The following is a 16,588-nucleotide window of genomic DNA, read 5'->3' as shown; positions in this document are numbered from 1 at the left end:
AACAATTTTGAAAAGTCTGGCAATTAAATTTATCGGAATTAATTTAAACCTGACAGGTTTCTTATTACCATAAAAAAATCCCGTTTCATTTGAAACGGGATTTTTTTATGGTTACAATTTCTCTTTTAGATACTTACCGGTTTCGGAGTTTTTGTTTTTGGCAACTTCTTCCGGCGTACCGAAAGCGATCAGTTTTCCGCCATTTTCACCACCTTCGGGACCAATGTCGATAATATAATCGGCACATTTGATCAGATCCAGATTGTGTTCAATTACAATAATGGAATGACCTTTATCGAGTAGGGCATCAAAAGAAGCCAATAGTTTTTTGATATCGTGGAAATGCAAACCGGTTGTTGGTTCGTCAAATACGAATAATGCCTTTTCTTTGGTAACCCCTTTAACCAGAAACGAAGCCAGTTTGATCCGTTGTGCTTCTCCACCGGAAAGGGTAGAAGACGACTGACCCAATTGTACATATCCTAATCCTACATCCTGTAAGGGTTGCAGCTTTTGTGTAATTTTGGTTTGTTTATGCTCATTAAAAAAAGCAATCGCATCGTCGATAGTCATCGTTAACACATCGTCGATATTTTTGTTTTCAAAGTTTACTTCGAGTATTTCTTTTTTAAAGCGTTTTCCATTACAGGTTTCACATTCCAAATGGACATCGGCCATAAACTGCATTTCAATCGTCACAGAACCTTCTCCTTTACAGGTTTCACAGCGTCCACCATCTACGTTAAACGAAAAATGTTTGGGTTGATACGCGCGCATTTTCGAAACCGCTTGTTTGGAAAACAAATCCCGGATATCGTCATACGCCTTGATATAGGTAACCGGATTGGAACGGGAACTCCGACCAATAGGATTCTGATCTACATATTCGATATGTTTGATATGCGAATAACTACCTTTTAATTCGCTAAACTGACCGGCTTTTTCGCCCACGCCTTCCAGTTGTTTTTGCAAGGCCGGGAAAAGTATCTTTTTGACCAGTGTACTTTTGCCACTTCCGGAAACTCCGGTGATTACCGTAAGGCATTCCAATGGGAAGGTGACATCGATGTTTTTAAGGTTGTTTTCACGCGCTCCGATAACATCGATATGATTTTTGAATTTGCGTCTTTTTTTAGGAACTGCGATTTCCATACTTCCGTTGAGATATTGTGCCGTAAGCGAATCGGCTTTCAGGATTTCATCATACGTCCCCTGTGCCACCAGATGACCACCATAGGTTCCGGCTTCCGGTCCGATGTCGATAATCATGTCGGCTGCTTTCATGATGTCTTCATCATGCTCTACTACGATTACAGTATTACCCAGATTGCGAAGGTCTTCCAGTACCTTGATCAAGCGCTCGGTATCTTTTGGGTGTAAACCGATACTTGGTTCATCCAGAATATACATCGATCCAACAAGACTACTTCCCAATGATGTGGCCAGGTTGATACGTTGTGATTCTCCTCCGGATAAGGTAGCCGAATTTCGGTTTAACGTCAGGTAATTTAAGCCCACTTCATCCAAAAAACGCAAACGGTTATTGATTTCAATTAGCAATCGTTTGGCTACTTTTTCGTCGTATTCGGACAAGGTTAGCTCTTTAAAGAATCCAATCAGATTTTTAATCGGAAGATCAACCAGATCGGATATGGTTTTGCCTCCCACGTGTACGTAATTGGCTTCCGGTCGGAGACGTTTTCCTTTACAAACGTTACATTTTGTTTTACCACGGTAACGGGATAGCATTACCCGGTTCTGAATTTTATAGTTCTTTTCTTCCAGTTCCTGAAAAAAGCCATCCAGTCCGGTAAAAAAACGGTTTCCTTTCCAGATCAGGCTTTTTTGTTCTTCCGATAATTCGAAAAACGGTTTATGAATCGGGAAATCAAATTTATAAGCATTGTTTACCAACTGATCACGGTACCAGCCCATACTTTCGCCACGCCACGGATAAATGGCGTTTTCGTAGACCGAAAGTGCGGTGTTTGGAATTACGAGCTCTTCATCGATACCAATTACATTCCCGTAGCCTTCACATTTCGGACAGGCACCATACGGGTTGTTAAAGCTAAATAAATGGACATTCGGCTCCAAAAAGGTGATGCCGTCCATCTCAAAATTAGTACTGAAAACAATACGTTTTTCAGTATTGAGTTCCTGTAAATAACATTCACCTTTACCCTCGTAAAATGCGGTTTGTGCAGCATCGGCAAGACGATTGAAAAATTCTTCGTCGTCTTTTACAATGATTCTGTCAATGATCAATAATACATCCTTATGATCTAAACTATGTTGATCAATTTCATCGAGGCGTACCATTTCGGTATCCACCAAAATACGGGCAAAACCCTGTTGCAGTAAAACTTTTAATTTGTCTTCCAGCTTACGGCCTTTTTCCAGGTGAATTGGAGCCAATAGCATCCATTTGCTATCCAAAGGGAGCTTTTTGACTTCGTTTACCACATCGGTAACGGTATCTTTTTTAACTTCTCTGCCGGATACGGGAGAAATGGTTTTTCCAACCCGGGCATAAAGCAGTTTTAAATAATCGTAAATCTCGGTCGATGTGCCAACTGTCGAACGGGCATTGGTCGTGTTGACTTTTTGTTCGATAGCGATGGCTGGCGCAATTCCTTTGATGTATTCCACTTTGGGTTTGTCCAGCCTTCCTAAAAACTGACGGGCATACGAAGACAAACTTTCTACATAACGGCGTTGTCCTTCGGCATATAAGGTGTCGAAAGCCAGACTTGATTTTCCGGAACCGGACAGACCGGTAATCACAACCAGTTTGTTCCGCGGGATCGCTACATCGATATTCTTTAAATTGTGTAATTGTGCCCCTTTTATGATAATATTTTTTTTGGGCTCCAGTGTGGTAATGTCAGTTTTCATAGAATACAAAGATAAGCAAAAACAGCATTTTACGATAGAATATTGTGTTTCCCGAAAAAAAGTTACTTCGGTTATAAGACCCCGGTAAAAGCAGGGGATATCGTTGAAAATTCTTTAAGAAACAACGGAAATTACTATAGGAAAATATGTTAATTTTTAGAATTGGCTAGTATTGTAATAAAAAATTATGTTATATTTGGCTTAATATTAATTCCAATTTAACATTCGCCTATAGGATAAAAATACTTTTTAGACACAATTTCTCAAAAATTCCAAACCAAAAACTAAAAGGTATTGTTATGGCTAATGTTGTACTTCCAGACGCTGTCTTAGTGAAAAATTATGTAGGTGGTGATGAAACCGCTTTGGCTACATTAATTGAAAGACATCAGTCCAAAATTTATGGCTTTATTTATTCTAAAGTAATGGACAGGGAAATAACAGAAGATATTTTCCAGGATACTTTTATTAAAGTCATCAAGACACTAAAATCCAAAAATTACAGTGAAGAAGGTAAATTCCTGCCTTGGGTAATGCGTATTTCCCATAATCTGATCGTGGATTATTTTAGAAAATCGAAAAAAATGCCATACCACAGGGAAACGGAAGAGTTTTCTATTTTCTCCATCATGACGGATAATAGCCCGAATGTTGAAAACAGAATTATCAGCGAACAGGTTGAAGTCGATTTACAACGCCTGATCGAAGAGCTTCCGGAAGATCAGAAAGAGGTACTGGTAATGCGTATGTATCAGGATCTTAGTTTTAAGGAAATTGCCGATCTTACCGGGGTGAGTATTAACACCGCTTTAGGGCGTATGCGCTACGCGTTAATGAATCTTAGAAAAGTAATCGAAAAAAATCAAATAGTTTTGACAAACTAAACAATATTAGAGCTTGTTTTGCGTTATTATGTATATCCTAAATCGCAAATATGGCAAAACTTTACTCTAAGAAAAAAATAGCAAGTCAAACAATGTTACCTAAAAAAGAAACTATAAGTTTTTTACTCAGCTATTCAAAAGCGCTGACTATTGTCAAAGTAGGTGATTTGACGTTTGAGTCTATTGCTAATTAAGGAACATCCCGATATAGTAAATATCGGGATGTTTTTTTATGGTTTCGATTTAACTTTAGACTTGTAATACTCGTCAATAACCGATTTCCGCCCTATGGTTTGCGTGATAATGTCTTTTTCGAGATTCCATCCTCTGGCCGGCGAATACTCCCTGCCATACCATATGATTTGTAAATGTAGATCGTTCCATAATTCCCGTGGAAAGATACGTTTGGCATCTTTTTCGGTTTGCTGTACGTTTTTTCCATTTGAAAGGTTCCAGCGGTACAGCAATCGGTGAATATGGGTATCAACCGGAAAAGCCGGAACACCAAATGCCTGCGACATCACAACACTGGCCGTTTTATGGCCTACAGCCGGTAACGCTTCCAGAGCATCAAAATCCTGAGGTACTTCGCCATTGTGTTTTTCAATCAGAATCTGCGACAAGCCGTAAATTCCTTTCGATTTCATCGGTGAAAGTCCGCAGGGACGTATGATTTCTTTGATTTCTTCAACACTCATTTTTACCATATCATACGGATTGTCGGCCCTGGCAAATAGCAAAGGTGTTATCTGGTTGACGCGCACATCGGTACATTGTGCCGATAATAGCACGGCAATCAACAGCGTATAAGGATCTTTATGGTCTAAAGGAATCGGAATTTCCGGGTAGATTTCGTTTAACGTTCTTATAACAAATTCGACTTTGTCTTCTTTGGTCATTTTTTCTACTTTTATAAAAACAAATATACGGTTATGACAACATTAATAAAAGGAGATAAGGCTCCGAATTTTTCAGGAGTGGATCAGGATGGGAAAACACATACACTGGCCGATTATAAAGGGAAAAAACTGGTTGTGTTTTTTTACCCTAAAGCCAATACGCCGGGATGTACCGCGGAGGCTTGCGATTTAAGAGATAATTTCGAACGCTTTAAAGCGAATAATTACGAATTGTTAGGGGTGAGTGCCGATAGTGCCAAAGCGCAGGGAAAGTTTAAAGATAAATATGAGTTTCCGTTTCCGTTACTGGCCGATGAGGATAAATCGGTTATTCAGGCTTTTGGCGTTTGGGGACCGAAAAAGTTTATGGGAAGAGAATACGACGGAATCCATCGTACTACATTTGTGATTAACGAAGAAGGTGTGATCGAAGAGGTGATTACTCAGGTAAAAACCAAAGCACATGCCGATCAGATTTTAAAATAAGGATAAAAAATAAAACCTGTCAAATAATCTGACAGGTTTTGTTTTTTTTAATAGGTATATTTTGATGTTTCTGTTTTTATTGATCACCACAACTAAAGAGATGGTCTTGTTTGATCAATTCCGAAATTCCTTCTGGTAGCATTTCTTCCCAACCTTCTTGTCCGTCGTGAATCATTTTTAAAACCTCACGGGAAAAGATTTTAAGGTGGTCTTTGTCGAAATCGGTAATGTCAACCACTTTGCCGTTGTAAGCAAAAAACTTATATAATTCTTTCATACGCGGGTGTACTTTCAGGTTTTGTGAGGTGATCACATTTCCATCTTCATCTTCCATCGGATACAGGAATACTTTTAAATCGCGATAGAATAGTTTACCGAAAGCTTCCAGAATTCCACCACTAAGATGGCGATAGTATTTTTCATCGAAAATATCAATCAGATTGCTAACGCCCATGGCTAATCCCATTCGGGCTTTGGAGTATTCGGAGAAATATTCGACCACTTTATAATACTCCTGAAAGTTCGAAATCATAACCGTTTGTCCTAACGAACAAAGTAATTCGGCACGATCCATAAAGTCACGCTCATCGATTTCGCCTTCCGAACGCAGATTGGATAATGTAATTTCGAAAATAACCATCGTATTATCCTTATCTACTTTTTTCTCCTGAAGGAACATCTCGTACGATTTCTGGTACATGTCCATATTAACCTTGGTTACCGGGCGGAAACTTCCGCGTAGCGCCAGAATGTTTTTACGGTATAAGATTGTTGCCGGAAGTACGTTATTACCATCCGGACCAAACATCACGGCATCGGTCATTCCGTTTTTAACAAGCTGTAAACTCATCAATCGGTTGTCGACGTCTTTAAAACGCGGACCGGAAAAATTGATCGTGTCAATTTCCAACTGATCTTTGTCCAGGTGATCGTATAGGTAACGCAGTAATTTTTTTGGATCGTTGTATTTGTAAAAAGCCCCGTAAATAAGGTTAACACCTAAAATTCCTAGCGTTTCCTGTTGTAATCGTGAATCACTTTCCTTAAAACGGATGTGAAGGATAATCTCGTTGTAGTCTTCCTCCGGATCCAGTTGGTATTTGATACCTACCCATCCGTGGCCTTTATATTGTTTGGCAAAGTCGATAGTGGCTACGGTATTCGCATAACTAAAGAACATTTTGCTTGGGTGTTTGTCTCTTTTTAAACGCTCTTCCACCAGTTGAATTTCGTGAGAAAGCATCTTTTTTAAGCGGCTTTCAGTAACATAACGTCCATCATCTTCCACGCCATAAATTGCATCACTAAAATCTTTGTCGTAGGCCGACATTGCTTTTGCGATAGTACCGGAAGAACCTCCGGCTCTGAAAAAATGCCTTACCGTTTCCTGTCCGGCACCGATTTCGGCAAATGTCCCGTAAATGTTTTTGTTAAGGTTAATACGGAGTGCCTTCTCTTTAAGGGCCGGAATGTGTTCAATTTCCCGATCGCCTTTAAGTGTAATTTCGTTATCTGTGTTTTTCATAAATGCCATAATACTGCAAAGTTAACAAAATAGGGGGTCTAATAAAAGCTAAATAATCCTATTTTTAATGTTAAAAAAGGGTTGCGTAGACCTTGTAAACAGTATTACAGTACTTTCTGCGATGTTACCATGTGTATTTATAACAATGCCGATCAGATAAGACCGGCATTGCCAAAAATTAGTTATAAAGATTGATCCACTAATTTTAGCGAAAAATTGAAAATAATACTTTGTTCGCTACTTATAACAGACAAAAGTTTCTTCTAAATGTCTCAAATGTTCCGATTATTTCTGTTTTTATCATTGTGTATTCCAGAAAGAAAAAGTAGCATCAAGGTTGTTTTCTGTCGAATTGACAAACATCGTTTTGATTTTGTCTCTCCAGGCGTTCCAGGTTTTCTGATTCTGCAGTGCATCTTCTATCTGACGAATGGTATAACCCGATACCTGATCCTGATAGGATCGCGTTAGTGGTGTAAATGGATTTGAATCGGTAAAGTAGTATTGGGAAATCCGTGTTTTATTTCCGTCTAAAGCATCGTGAACCATTCCGGTATAACGCAAACGATTATATGTCGTTTCATAATTCACATAGACCATACGGGTTAAACTTCTTTCGACACCACGCGCCCATGATTCTTTTACAATTTTTTCGGTGTTTGTAAAGTTGGAGCCGCTGCTCATACTCCAGTGCGAAGCATGCGCCAATTCGTGTATGGTGGTTGCATAGGTGTCAAAACGCTTATTTTGCGGATTGTATATATGGATATGACTTCCTAGTCCTAAAAAGCGTCGGGCAGGATTGGCATTACCATCGAAATCGGTATTGACTTCATTTATCGCTTTGATTTTTAACTGGGTTTTCCAGAAACCGTTTTGTGGAGGTCTTCGTAATCCCAGGATGTTTTTGTAGTAATAGTGGTGCGCGGCACGGAAAATAGTCGAGTAGAAGCTGTGAATGCTTGTAGTACCATGATGTACATCCCAGTTACCGGTTTTTTTAGGCCCGTCTAGTTTAGCCGTTGAAAAAAGCCACCCTTTACGGATTTCAAAATCGTATCGTTCGTATTTATAACTGTAGTTGGCCGGATTTCGGAAGGTTCCGTCACAACTATAATATCCGGCGGAGTTAACAAAGCCAACGTGAGTGGTAAACCATCTGCGGGCTTCTACTTTTAAGCCTTCTACACCAATAGTGCCCAACAGATCGTCCTGCATCGTGATGCGACCGGCTGGTCTCCATTTGCTGCGGGAAGCCAATCCTCTTTCTTCCGGTTCCAGATTACCGGTAAGTAATAACGAATGCTCAACAAGCTCTTCGGCTGAAATACCGTTTATTTGTACCGGTGACGGAACTTCTCCTTTTCCGTCTACAATTTTATCTTCATCCGGAATAAACAATTCGGCTAATATCTCATGTTGTACATCCGGCATTGGATGATTTACAGGAATAGCGGCATATTGAAAACCTGGTTGATCATCAGGAATACCTTCGTCCCGATAGCTACTGGTGTCGTAACCTTCCGGAAAGGCTACATCTAGTGGATAATTATACACAACAAGCGTGGAGTCTTGTTTTAATAAATCCATGGTGTCTTCGTTTTCGGGTTTAAATTTTACATAAAAATGGGTTGTAGTTATACCCGAAATTTCTTTGGCTCTTTCAATGTCGCCTCCGGTTCGAAGATCGGCGTAGGCGTGGAGCATGTTGGCCACCGAATAGGGGTTTTCCAATTGTACCGCTTCATCGGGTAAGCGTTGCCCTACATTTGTTGTTGCGGACGAATCTTCGGTCCAGTCTTTGTTGTCGCAACTGCCCAATACAAGTAGACCAGTTGCTAAAATTCCCAGAAAAATTTTTTTCATTTTTTGTTTTTAAGGTTAATAGTAAGGTGTTAATCGTTATGCGTGATATAGTTGATTACCATTCGAAACCAATTCCGAAACCGATATATCCGGCCAGTCGGGTGATGGTTTCGCGGCTAAAGCTGTTGTTACTGTTACTGGTAGCGATTATTTCCGGATTGCTGATGTTGAAAATATTATTGCCTTCGATCCAGTATTTAAAACGAGCTTTCGGTTTTTTACAGGTTAGTTTAAAATCAGTTTTAAAAAACTGACGCTCACTATCGGTAGTCGAAAAATGCTCCAGACTATTGTCCAATCGGTAATTTAGACTTTCATTAATTTGTCCGTTAAAATTTAGAAATGGCGTCCATTTACGGGTGTAAATTTTGCTGTCAAAGAGTTGGTAATGTGTTTCATAATTCGAATACTGACTGCCTGCTTCGTAATTGAACCAGCTGTCTTTAAAAGAACTGATCAATGAAAAACGTACCGAAAAATTATTGGTTCGGTAATCATTTTGCTGATCGCTTATGAAGTTATAGCTCTCGGTAAGCAAATAGGAAAATGTCGCTTTTGCTTTGGATTTGAGCGGCTTTATACGTTGCTCCACACTTATCAGATTGTTCCAGGAATAACCGCTGGCATCGTTCCGATAAGCGATATAGTTGTAATTTCCGGCATTGATACTGTTGCTGGTGTTTTCATTTTTGTTGCGGGAATAGGACGAATTGGCCAAAAATAAAAAGCCATTGTAAAGGTCAAACTTGAAATAGTTGAGCGACAGTATATTTTGTTCAAATGGTTTCTCGAATACAATAGAGCTAGGGTTGTAATAATTCCGATAATCGTCGGCATATAGAAAATTGTTTTGTATGTCGCTGGCATAAAAACTAATGTTTCGGTTGTAGCTTAAACTCAGATAATGCAAATCGGTAAAAGCGAGTTTGACTTGTGCAAATGGTAGCAGATAGGCTTTAGTGGCGCCAGATGGCTCTAAAAAATAATTGCGGAATTCCAGTTTGGCATTGTATTGTAACAGGGAAACCGCCTTTTTAACCGATACGTCTGCAAAGGCATAATTACTATTTCGGTTAATTTGCGGCTGACCAGTGGCTAATGCTGATTGCAGGAGTTCTAAAGACGAACGGTTCCAGATAAAGCCGGCATTACCACGTGCAATATGATCACTTATTTTTTGCGTGTATTTGCTAAAAACACCGATTTCATTACTCTTAAAAACATATTCCTGATCAAGCCGCTGATAGGGCGGAAGCAAGGTTTGCTGGTCGGAGAGAAAATCATAACGATTGTCTTGTTTTTTAAATTCCTGATAAGCATTTATCGAAAGTAATTTATTACGGGCGAGCTTGGTAACATAGCTCAATTGTTGCCCGAAATTAAGTTTAATCGCTTTGTTACTTTCTTCAAATTCCTGCGGTTGACCGTTTAGAATGCTTTCGGTGTCCCGTTGGCCTTTGTCGTGTCCGGAATCCAGAATGGCCGAGTAATTAATCAGGTTATCTTTGTTTGGTTTGTACTCCAGATTTACTTTTGTCTGATTAAATAAAAAAGTCATCTTACCGGCAATAGCATCCTGAGATTGTAGGGAATTGGCAGTGTTAAAAAAAGTTTTTTCAACCCAACGTTGTTCGGTAAAACGGGATTGATTTAAAATGCTAAAAGCGTTAATACTCAATTTATCCGTTGGCATGGCACTGATGTTAAGTGCCGCGGTATGCGAACGACTGGTTTTGTTATTTTCGTTGGCAACCAGAAATTTTGGGATTTTCCCTGCTCCGAAAACCGGATTGCCCATGTCGTTGTTCCGGATATCAGATTTGATGTTGCCATCCATATCCATATAATCCCGAAGACTAATGGCTTGCTCGCCCAGATTATTACTGTCGAGAATAGCACTGGCATTAAATTTTGGCATAAACCGAAACAGGTTGCTATGCACTTTATACCGATCGTCATAAGCAGATAGCCCGGTAATATCACCGGTTATTTTACCAAGGTATTCTTCTTTGATATGGATGTTAAGCGCTTTTTTATTGTTCGTTCCTTCGATGTCTTTTATGGCGCCAAAGGTTTCATAATTGTTGATCAAATCAATATCATCAATCATTTTAGCATTTAGATTTTCGGTGGCCATTTTATGGTTTTTACCAAAAAAAGGTTTTCCATTAATCAGTAATTCTTCGATGACTTTTCCCTGGGATTTTATTTTACCATTATCGTCAATTTCAAGACCGGGAAGTTTTTCGATAATGTTTTTAAGCTTTTCTTCGTTTCCGGTAGTGAAAGCGTTGATGTTGTAACGAATCGTATCGCCTTTTTGCTGTGCTGCGGCGCGCGAACCCTGTACGATTACTTCGTTGAGTTGTTTGGATTTAGGACGTAGTTTAATTGGAAGCTGGATTTCCGTTCCGGAATTGGAAACAGTGAGTTGATGATATTCCGGATCATATGCAATATGATTGATTTCCAGTGTATAATTTCCAGGTGGTGGTGGCGCTAAGGTAAATTTCCCGCTATCATCGGATAATACATAGCTTACAGTAGCATTCGTCTGACTGTCGATGAGTTGCAGGGTTGCCCCGGAAATGCCCTTATCTGACTGGTAGTCGGTTAGGATACCGGTAATGTTCTGGGCATTTAGGAGCGTAGGTATAACTAGAATAAGCAGTACAAAAAAAGTTCGGATCATTTAGTTCTGGTTTAACACATTCCCCATTCCTCTTTTTAGTTGATCAACTTTTTCGTTTCGGTCTTTTATATAGTTTTCTTTGGATATTTTTTGTCCTTTAGAAGGTTTTTCAAAGTCAAATTGCGCTATCGATGCGACTTTTATAGCATGATACGTTTTGGTATCCGTTGTCAGGTCGATAATTAATCCGGGTAATCCCCAGTAGTCTTTCGGGCCGTCATTTATCGGAAGGGAAGGCGCGTACCAGGCGGTAACGTTTTCACCGTTTACAACCGCTGTGGCTTTTTTACAATTGAATTCGCCAATTTTTTTTGTTTCATTGATCAATTTCCAGTTGATTTTTTCCAGTTTGTCCGAGACAAGGAAAGCTTTGCCTAACAGGTCGGCTTCCTGAAGGTATTCGTTTGTTTTTTGATTTTTATAAATACCACCACTTTTCTTACCAATGTTGACCGTTTTGAATTTGGAGTTGCTTTCATTTAATTCACTGTCTTTTTCGGAAGTGTCATTCGCATTTTGTTCGTTATACAAGGAGATACCATCTTTGTAGTATAATGTAAATGTTTTAACCTGTGAGAGGTATTTGGATACACGTTCGCGTGTTGCCGGATCGGTTACATTTTTTAACTGGTTCTCAATATTTGCTTGTTCTTCGTAGGTTATTTTGGAGGTTTGTGCCGTGATAGTCTGATTCATGCCGATACTGGTTAGTAGGATAAAAATGTAACGTTTCATAGGAATATTATTTATTGAGGCTTGATTTGTAACTTTTAGTGTGATTTAATCAAAAATATGATATTTTGACTAAAAAACAAAATGTCTGTTATAATAATAACAGACATTTTGCGAATATTACTAGTTAATTACCAAATATACGTGGTACGTGCCAATATAAACACCATCCACGTATACATCGTAAACGCCCAAATAGATTGCTTCTCCAACTTCATCAGCAGTTTGGCCTAATACCATGTTGCTGGTTAATTCGATTGAAGGATTCGCATTTGGTGCTACATTTCCTGAAGTTGCTGCTGAAGCAAATACACAAGGCAGAATCATTGCTGCCATCAAAATAAATTTTTTCATAATTAAAATTTTTTGATAATTAGTTGAAAACAAATCTATTGAAAAATTATATTCCTTTTCTTGGAAATAAGAAATTTGGTCTCATTTTTATTAAATTATCATTGTCAAAAGATTAATTAATGGTGCAAAATGTGAATATTTTAAAAAATCAATCTGTTTTTTTAGATATTCTGAACAGGGAAATTGGTTATATTTTTGTTTTAATAGGTTTTGTATTGTTAAAAAATATCAATTTCGTTTTAAAATTAGTGTTGTTTGGTAATTCGTAACAAAATGATAAATAATTTCATTTAAAAATACTTTTGTGAAATCAGGTTGAATAAAATACAGATAGTAATAAAAAAATACACAGACATAAAAAAACCGCTTTTCTAAGCGGTTTCTGTATAAAGGTATTTTAAGAACTATTTTTTTGCTTTTTCAGCAGCTTCATAGCCAAAAGCTACAATTTGTGCTAACGCATCTAAAATGGCTTGTTTTCCGTCGGGTTGGTTAACATCAATACCGCAAATCGTAACGCCATTGGTCTTGGCATGTAGGGAAAGATAGTAGATTCCGCCAATCATTACGGCTGTTATAGCTCGCATATTAACACCGGTTCCTTCAAAATAGGGATCCGAATATTTGAATAGTTCTTCGCCTACTTTTTCTCGTAATTCGGCAATTTCAATTAAAAGCGGGTTAACTTCACTAAGTTCCCAAAGGATCATTTTTTGCATCTCGACGTCTTCAAGAAAGGCATTAAAATGACCTTGCAAAAAATGTTGACCATCCGTTACGCTGACGTGATTCTGCGTGATGATGTCTGGAACTATTTCATCGTCATACGAATTCGCCCAGTAATCCCGTTTCCTGATATAGGTTTCAATAAGATTGTTTACATCACCAAAATACGCGTAAATCAGTTTACGGTCTAAACCTGCAGCTGCTGCTATTTTTGCAATAGTGAGACCTGTATAACCTTCCGATCTCAGGACAATTCCTACTGCATCAACAAGTTTTTGCATCGTTCGGGCTTTTTCCTTTATCGGACCCTGCGATACTTTTCTTTTTTTGGGTTGACTTTCTTCCGGTTGCTCCTTATCTTTCATGATCGTCATTGATTTGCAGTGCAATATCCGACTTTTTAACTAAAAAGTCAAGTGGTTTCGAGGTTTATGTGTTGTTAGTGGCTTACTAGTCGTTTTGTCAGACCCTATTACTCGAATGTAAAAGAAAATGTGAACTATTGTACGTGTTGTTTTAAAATGATTTTGATAAGCTGTGATCTCCCGTTATTATTAGGATTGGCTCTAAATTTCTGAAACTATTGTTTTTTAACACAGGGAGTATTCACTATTTTAAAAGAGAGATTCTTATTTTTGTAAAAAAGAAGACTACTTTGAAAGTATATTTTTTGGGTACGGGAACCTCACAAGGGATTCCTGTAATTGGAAGTGATCATCCGGTTTGCCTGAGCCGCGATACAAAAGATAAACGATTACGGGTTTCCGCTTTACTAAGCTGGGAAAACCAGTCTTATGCTATTGATTGTGGTCCGGATTTCAGACAACAGATGCTGGCGGCCAATTGTCGTAAACTCGATGGTATTTTGTTTACACACGAACATGCAGATCATACAGCAGGACTGGACGATATCCGACCGTTTAATTTCCGACAGGGCGACATGCCAATTTATGGACATAAAAGAGTAATTGAAAGTCTGAAAAGACGTTTCGATTATATATTTGAAACCGAAAACCGCTATCCGGGTGCGCCATCCGTAACGGTAACAGAAGTGGAGAAGGATTCTGATTTCGAAATCGGTGGTAAAAAAGTGATTCCGGTAAATGCATGGCATGCCGACTTACAGGTGTTTGGCTATCGGATAGATAATTTTGCCTATCTGACCGATGTAAAAACGATCGAACCCGAAGAAATCGAAAAATTAAGAGGATTAAAAGTCCTTGTTGTAAATGCACTCCGGATCGAACCCCATATTTCCCACTTTAATCTCGAGGAAGCACTGGCGTTTATTAAATTAATTCAGCCCGAAAGAGCTTACCTGACACATATCAGTCATCATATGGGATTCCACGAAGAAGTGCAGCAAACTCTGCCGGAAAATGTATTCCTGGCCTATGACAACCTAGAAATTGTAATTTAACCACTATGAAAAAAGCAATACTTTATCTTTTTATCCTGTCATTACTGTTTAATATTTTTCAGTATATGAACTCGAATAAAATCCTCAAAACACAAGGTCAGGAACTCGAAAATGCCAAAACACGTATCACAAAAGTTCGGGATTCCATCACTACACTCCGGGAAGAAAAAAACGACAGTGATTATTTTTCTCTGGATTATGACGATGATGCACAGGAATATTTTTCACGCTATGATGTGACTAAAGTGGCTGCCAAAGTGAAAGAAGATCTGGTAACGCTTAACGATGCTAAAACAGGAAACCGTTTGGTACCATATGAGCCTATTAATGGAAATAAATTTATTATCAGTAAAATAAAAATACTAAATCACCGTTGGATTATAGCCGACTTTAACAGCGGATCGACTAGAGGAGAAGTCCTGTTAAAATATTTTCATAACGAAGATAAACCTACCGATTTCGAACGTATTGATGCGATTTTGTTTGCCAATACGGTACAATAATAGGATTATTTTGTAAATTTAAAGTTTCATTAGCGTCTCTTTTCGATGGCACTTTTGAAGCAAAACGATAATAGAATGAAAAAAATATTGCCCTTACTTTTATGCAGTTTTCTTTTCGTATCCTGTGATTATATCATGAAAAAACACGATGACGAAAAAGAGGTTGTAGTGAGTCCTAAACCGATGGTTCTGGGAACTGACCGGGACGAACACGGATGTGTTGGTTCTGCCGGTTATCGTTGGTCGGTACTTAAAAATGATTGTATTCGTGTGTTCGAAGAAGGTTTCCGTTTAAATCCGGTAAAAGAAACAACCGTTGACGAGGAAGAAGAAATCGAAGAACCAATTATCAGTGGATTTGTAACTTTCGAAAAAGATGGTGATCGGGCGGAGTTGTTTTTACCGGACAGTAATAATTCGGTTATCCTGACACGGGAAAAAGAAGGTAAACCGTATTACGGAGCAGGTTGGACATTGGAAACCGAAGGCGGTTTAAAACTGATCCAAAAAGGAATCCTAAAATATAAAGGTGCCTTAACTGAAGAAAAACAAGTAACGGGAAGTGATAATCCCGAACAATAAAAAAGTCCGGTGATTACCGGACTTTTTAGTTTATTATAAGGTTTGTTGTAACCAGTTTTTAAAATCGTAGAAGTTTTGCGGAGCGACTCCATGTCCTACAGGATATTCGTTATAAACGACATCCAATCCCAAAGCTTTTAAAAATTCAGGGGCTTTTCGGGCCCATTCTACCGGAATTACCTGGTCTACGGTTCCGTGGGAAATAAAAAAATGCAGTTTTGAAAGTGCTTTATCGGTATAACCATCAGCCAAAATAGCCGGATTGATGTACCCGCTTAAAGCCACTACACGTTGTATTTTTTCCGGATTGGATAAAGCAACGGCATAACTTAAAATGGCACCCTGACTAAAACCAACCAAAGTAACTTTTGTCGGATCAATAGGATAGGTTTCGATTAACTCATCGATAAATTTAGCAATACGATCACGGGATTCGATCGCCTCATCGTCATCCGAAAATTTATTGGCATCACTATCAAAGTGGATGCTATACCAGGCATTTCCGTAAGGTGGCATCGGATGCGGTGCCCGTGCAGAAATAACATAATAATTGTCCGGTAGTTCCGAAGCAAATGAAAACAGATCTTCTTCATTGCTGCCGTATCCATGCAATAGCAATAATAATGGATTTTTATCCGACTTGATTTTGGGTTCTCTAACGAGGTGAAATAACGATAGATTCATTTTATGTTTATGCTAAATTTTTAAACCAGTCCTGGAAGTATTTTCCCAGGATAGGAGTGATTTTCATTTCATTTTGGAAGGCGCCAACGATTCCGTAGGCCCAAAGCACAAAAAAGAAGATAAAAAATGCAGAAGAAGCCATCCAGCTATCGGCATATCCTACAAAATAAGCCAGGACATAAAAAGCCAGGTGTGTACCAAATGCCTGACGAATGTGAAAACCGGCAAATGGATTTTTAGTTTCCAGATTCATAAAAATAGCAATAATGGTTCCGATAATGGTGATATAGCTGATGATAGCTGTTGTTTTGCCTTGTTCTACAGTATTTTGCATCTT

General features: G+C 38.6%; 16 protein-coding genes. 6 read left to right on the top strand and 10 right to left on the bottom strand.

Annotated features, from left to right (window positions below):
- Positions 1 to 111: 111 nt before the first annotated feature.
- Positions 112 to 2,898, bottom strand: a complete 2,787-nt coding sequence (uvrA, locus tag E6C50_RS04635; protein WP_136402016.1) for an excinuclease ABC subunit UvrA — start codon at positions 2,896 to 2,898, stop codon at positions 112 to 114.
- A 299-nt stretch (positions 2,899 to 3,197) separates the two neighbouring features.
- Here uvrA and E6C50_RS04630 point away from each other — a divergent pair, with 299 nt between their 5' ends.
- Together E6C50_RS04630 and E6C50_RS17595 are read left to right on the top strand one after the other, a co-directional pair.
- On the top strand, positions 3,198 to 3,782 hold the full coding sequence (locus E6C50_RS04630) for an RNA polymerase sigma factor (RefSeq protein ID WP_136402015.1): 585 nt from the start codon (positions 3,198 to 3,200) through the stop codon (positions 3,780 to 3,782).
- A gap of 50 nt (positions 3,783 to 3,832) precedes the next feature.
- On the top strand, positions 3,833 to 3,976 hold the full coding sequence (locus E6C50_RS17595; protein ID WP_168732740.1) for a hypothetical protein: 144 nt from the start codon (positions 3,833 to 3,835) through the stop codon (positions 3,974 to 3,976).
- A 36-nt stretch (positions 3,977 to 4,012) separates the two neighbouring features.
- On the opposite strand, the gene E6C50_RS04625 is transcribed toward E6C50_RS17595, so the two are convergent.
- Complete coding sequence (locus tag E6C50_RS04625) at positions 4,013 to 4,681, bottom strand: endonuclease III domain-containing protein (RefSeq protein WP_136402014.1); 669 nt, start codon at positions 4,679 to 4,681, stop codon at positions 4,013 to 4,015.
- A gap of 33 nt (positions 4,682 to 4,714) precedes the next feature.
- Here E6C50_RS04625 and bcp point away from each other — a divergent pair, with 33 nt between their 5' ends.
- A complete protein-coding gene (gene bcp / locus E6C50_RS04620; RefSeq protein WP_136402013.1) occupies positions 4,715 to 5,167 on the top strand; it encodes a thioredoxin-dependent thiol peroxidase in 453 nt (150 codons plus the stop codon).
- Between the two features lie 76 nt (positions 5,168 to 5,243).
- Here the strand turns inward: bcp and E6C50_RS04615 are convergent, their stop codons facing one another.
- The 6 genes from E6C50_RS04615 to E6C50_RS04590 all read right to left on the bottom strand — a co-directional run bounded on the left by E6C50_RS04615 (position 5,244) and on the right by E6C50_RS04590 (position 13,427).
- Entirely contained in the window at positions 5,244 to 6,692 is a 1,449-nt protein-coding gene (locus E6C50_RS04615) for a TonB-dependent receptor (protein WP_136402012.1), read from the bottom strand.
- Positions 6,693 to 6,992: 300 nt separating this feature from the next.
- The gene (locus E6C50_RS04610; RefSeq protein ID WP_136402011.1) at positions 6,993 to 8,558 is read right to left on the bottom strand and encodes a hypothetical protein; all 1,566 of its coding nucleotides are present in this window, start codon (positions 8,556 to 8,558) and stop codon (positions 6,993 to 6,995) included.
- A 55-nt stretch (positions 8,559 to 8,613) separates the two neighbouring features.
- Positions 8,614 to 11,250 carry a carboxypeptidase-like regulatory domain-containing protein gene (locus E6C50_RS04605; protein WP_136402010.1) on the bottom strand — a complete coding sequence of 879 codons (2,637 nt, stop codon included), beginning with the start codon at positions 11,248 to 11,250 and terminating at the stop codon, positions 8,614 to 8,616.
- The gene (locus E6C50_RS04600; protein ID WP_136402009.1) at positions 11,251 to 11,985 is read right to left on the bottom strand and encodes a GLPGLI family protein; all 735 of its coding nucleotides are present in this window, start codon (positions 11,983 to 11,985) and stop codon (positions 11,251 to 11,253) included. It abuts the gene before it with no gap.
- 120 nt (positions 11,986 to 12,105) lie between these two features.
- A complete protein-coding gene (locus E6C50_RS04595) occupies positions 12,106 to 12,318 on the bottom strand; it encodes a hypothetical protein (RefSeq protein WP_136402008.1) in 213 nt (70 codons plus the stop codon).
- A gap of 422 nt (positions 12,319 to 12,740) precedes the next feature.
- Positions 12,741 to 13,427, bottom strand: coding sequence for a TetR/AcrR family transcriptional regulator (locus E6C50_RS04590; protein WP_168732739.1), 687 nt, complete (start codon positions 13,425 to 13,427; stop codon positions 12,741 to 12,743).
- 290 nt (positions 13,428 to 13,717) lie between these two features.
- Between E6C50_RS04590 and E6C50_RS04585 the strand changes: the two genes are divergently transcribed.
- The 3 genes from E6C50_RS04585 to E6C50_RS04575 all read left to right on the top strand — a co-directional run bounded on the left by E6C50_RS04585 (position 13,718) and on the right by E6C50_RS04575 (position 15,567).
- Positions 13,718 to 14,482, top strand: coding sequence for an MBL fold metallo-hydrolase (locus E6C50_RS04585; RefSeq protein WP_136402006.1), 765 nt, complete (start codon positions 13,718 to 13,720; stop codon positions 14,480 to 14,482).
- 5 nt (positions 14,483 to 14,487) lie between these two features.
- On the top strand, positions 14,488 to 14,985 hold the full coding sequence (locus tag E6C50_RS04580; protein WP_136402005.1) for a hydrolase: 498 nt from the start codon (positions 14,488 to 14,490) through the stop codon (positions 14,983 to 14,985).
- Positions 14,986 to 15,060: 75 nt separating this feature from the next.
- Positions 15,061 to 15,567 (top strand): hypothetical protein, encoded by a 507-nt coding sequence (locus E6C50_RS04575; protein ID WP_136402004.1) that lies wholly within the window; start codon positions 15,061 to 15,063, stop codon positions 15,565 to 15,567.
- Between the two features lie 33 nt (positions 15,568 to 15,600).
- Here the strand turns inward: E6C50_RS04575 and E6C50_RS04570 are convergent, their stop codons facing one another.
- Both E6C50_RS04570 and E6C50_RS04565 read right to left on the bottom strand, forming a co-directional pair.
- Positions 15,601 to 16,251 carry an alpha/beta hydrolase gene (locus tag E6C50_RS04570; RefSeq protein WP_136402003.1) on the bottom strand — a complete coding sequence of 217 codons (651 nt, stop codon included), beginning with the start codon at positions 16,249 to 16,251 and terminating at the stop codon, positions 15,601 to 15,603.
- Between the two features lie 7 nt (positions 16,252 to 16,258).
- Positions 16,259 to 16,585 (bottom strand): hypothetical protein, encoded by a 327-nt coding sequence (locus tag E6C50_RS04565; RefSeq protein ID WP_136402002.1) that lies wholly within the window; start codon positions 16,583 to 16,585, stop codon positions 16,259 to 16,261.
- Positions 16,586 to 16,588: the final 3 nt, after the last annotated feature.

It is taken from the genome of Flavobacterium supellecticarium, assembly GCF_004801375.1.
Classification (GTDB): Bacteria; Bacteroidota; Bacteroidia; order Flavobacteriales; family Flavobacteriaceae; genus Flavobacterium; species Flavobacterium supellecticarium.
Note: the sequence above shows the minus strand (reverse complement) of the source record. Positions and strands in the feature narration are given on the sequence as shown.

Coding starts and splice junctions, on each gene's coding strand:
- uvrA (WP_136402016.1), bottom strand. CDS start 2,898: ATGAAAACTGACATTACCACACTGGAGCCCAAAAAAAATATTATCATA.
- E6C50_RS04630 (WP_136402015.1), top strand. CDS start 3,198: ATGGCTAATGTTGTACTTCCAGACGCTGTCTTAGTGAAAAATTATGTA.
- E6C50_RS17595 (WP_168732740.1), top strand. CDS start 3,833: ATGGCAAAACTTTACTCTAAGAAAAAAATAGCAAGTCAAACAATGTTA.
- E6C50_RS04625 (WP_136402014.1), bottom strand. CDS start 4,681: ATGACCAAAGAAGACAAAGTCGAATTTGTTATAAGAACGTTAAACGAA.
- bcp (WP_136402013.1), top strand. CDS start 4,715: ATGACAACATTAATAAAAGGAGATAAGGCTCCGAATTTTTCAGGAGTG.
- E6C50_RS04615 (WP_136402012.1), bottom strand. CDS start 6,692: ATGAAAAACACAGATAACGAAATTACACTTAAAGGCGATCGGGAAATT.
- E6C50_RS04610 (WP_136402011.1), bottom strand. CDS start 8,558: ATGAAAAAAATTTTTCTGGGAATTTTAGCAACTGGTCTACTTGTATTG.
- E6C50_RS04605 (WP_136402010.1), bottom strand. CDS start 11,250: ATGATCCGAACTTTTTTTGTACTGCTTATTCTAGTTATACCTACGCTC.
- E6C50_RS04600 (WP_136402009.1), bottom strand. CDS start 11,985: ATGAAACGTTACATTTTTATCCTACTAACCAGTATCGGCATGAATCAG.
- E6C50_RS04595 (WP_136402008.1), bottom strand. CDS start 12,318: ATGGCAGCAATGATTCTGCCTTGTGTATTTGCTTCAGCAGCAACTTCA.
- E6C50_RS04590 (WP_168732739.1), bottom strand. CDS start 13,427: ATGAAAGATAAGGAGCAACCGGAAGAAAGTCAACCCAAAAAAAGAAAA.
- E6C50_RS04580 (WP_136402005.1), top strand. CDS start 14,488: ATGAAAAAAGCAATACTTTATCTTTTTATCCTGTCATTACTGTTTAAT.
- E6C50_RS04575 (WP_136402004.1), top strand. CDS start 15,061: ATGAAAAAAATATTGCCCTTACTTTTATGCAGTTTTCTTTTCGTATCC.
- E6C50_RS04570 (WP_136402003.1), bottom strand. CDS start 16,251: ATGAATCTATCGTTATTTCACCTCGTTAGAGAACCCAAAATCAAGTCG.
- E6C50_RS04565 (WP_136402002.1), bottom strand. CDS start 16,585: ATGCAAAATACTGTAGAACAAGGCAAAACAACAGCTATCATCAGCTAT.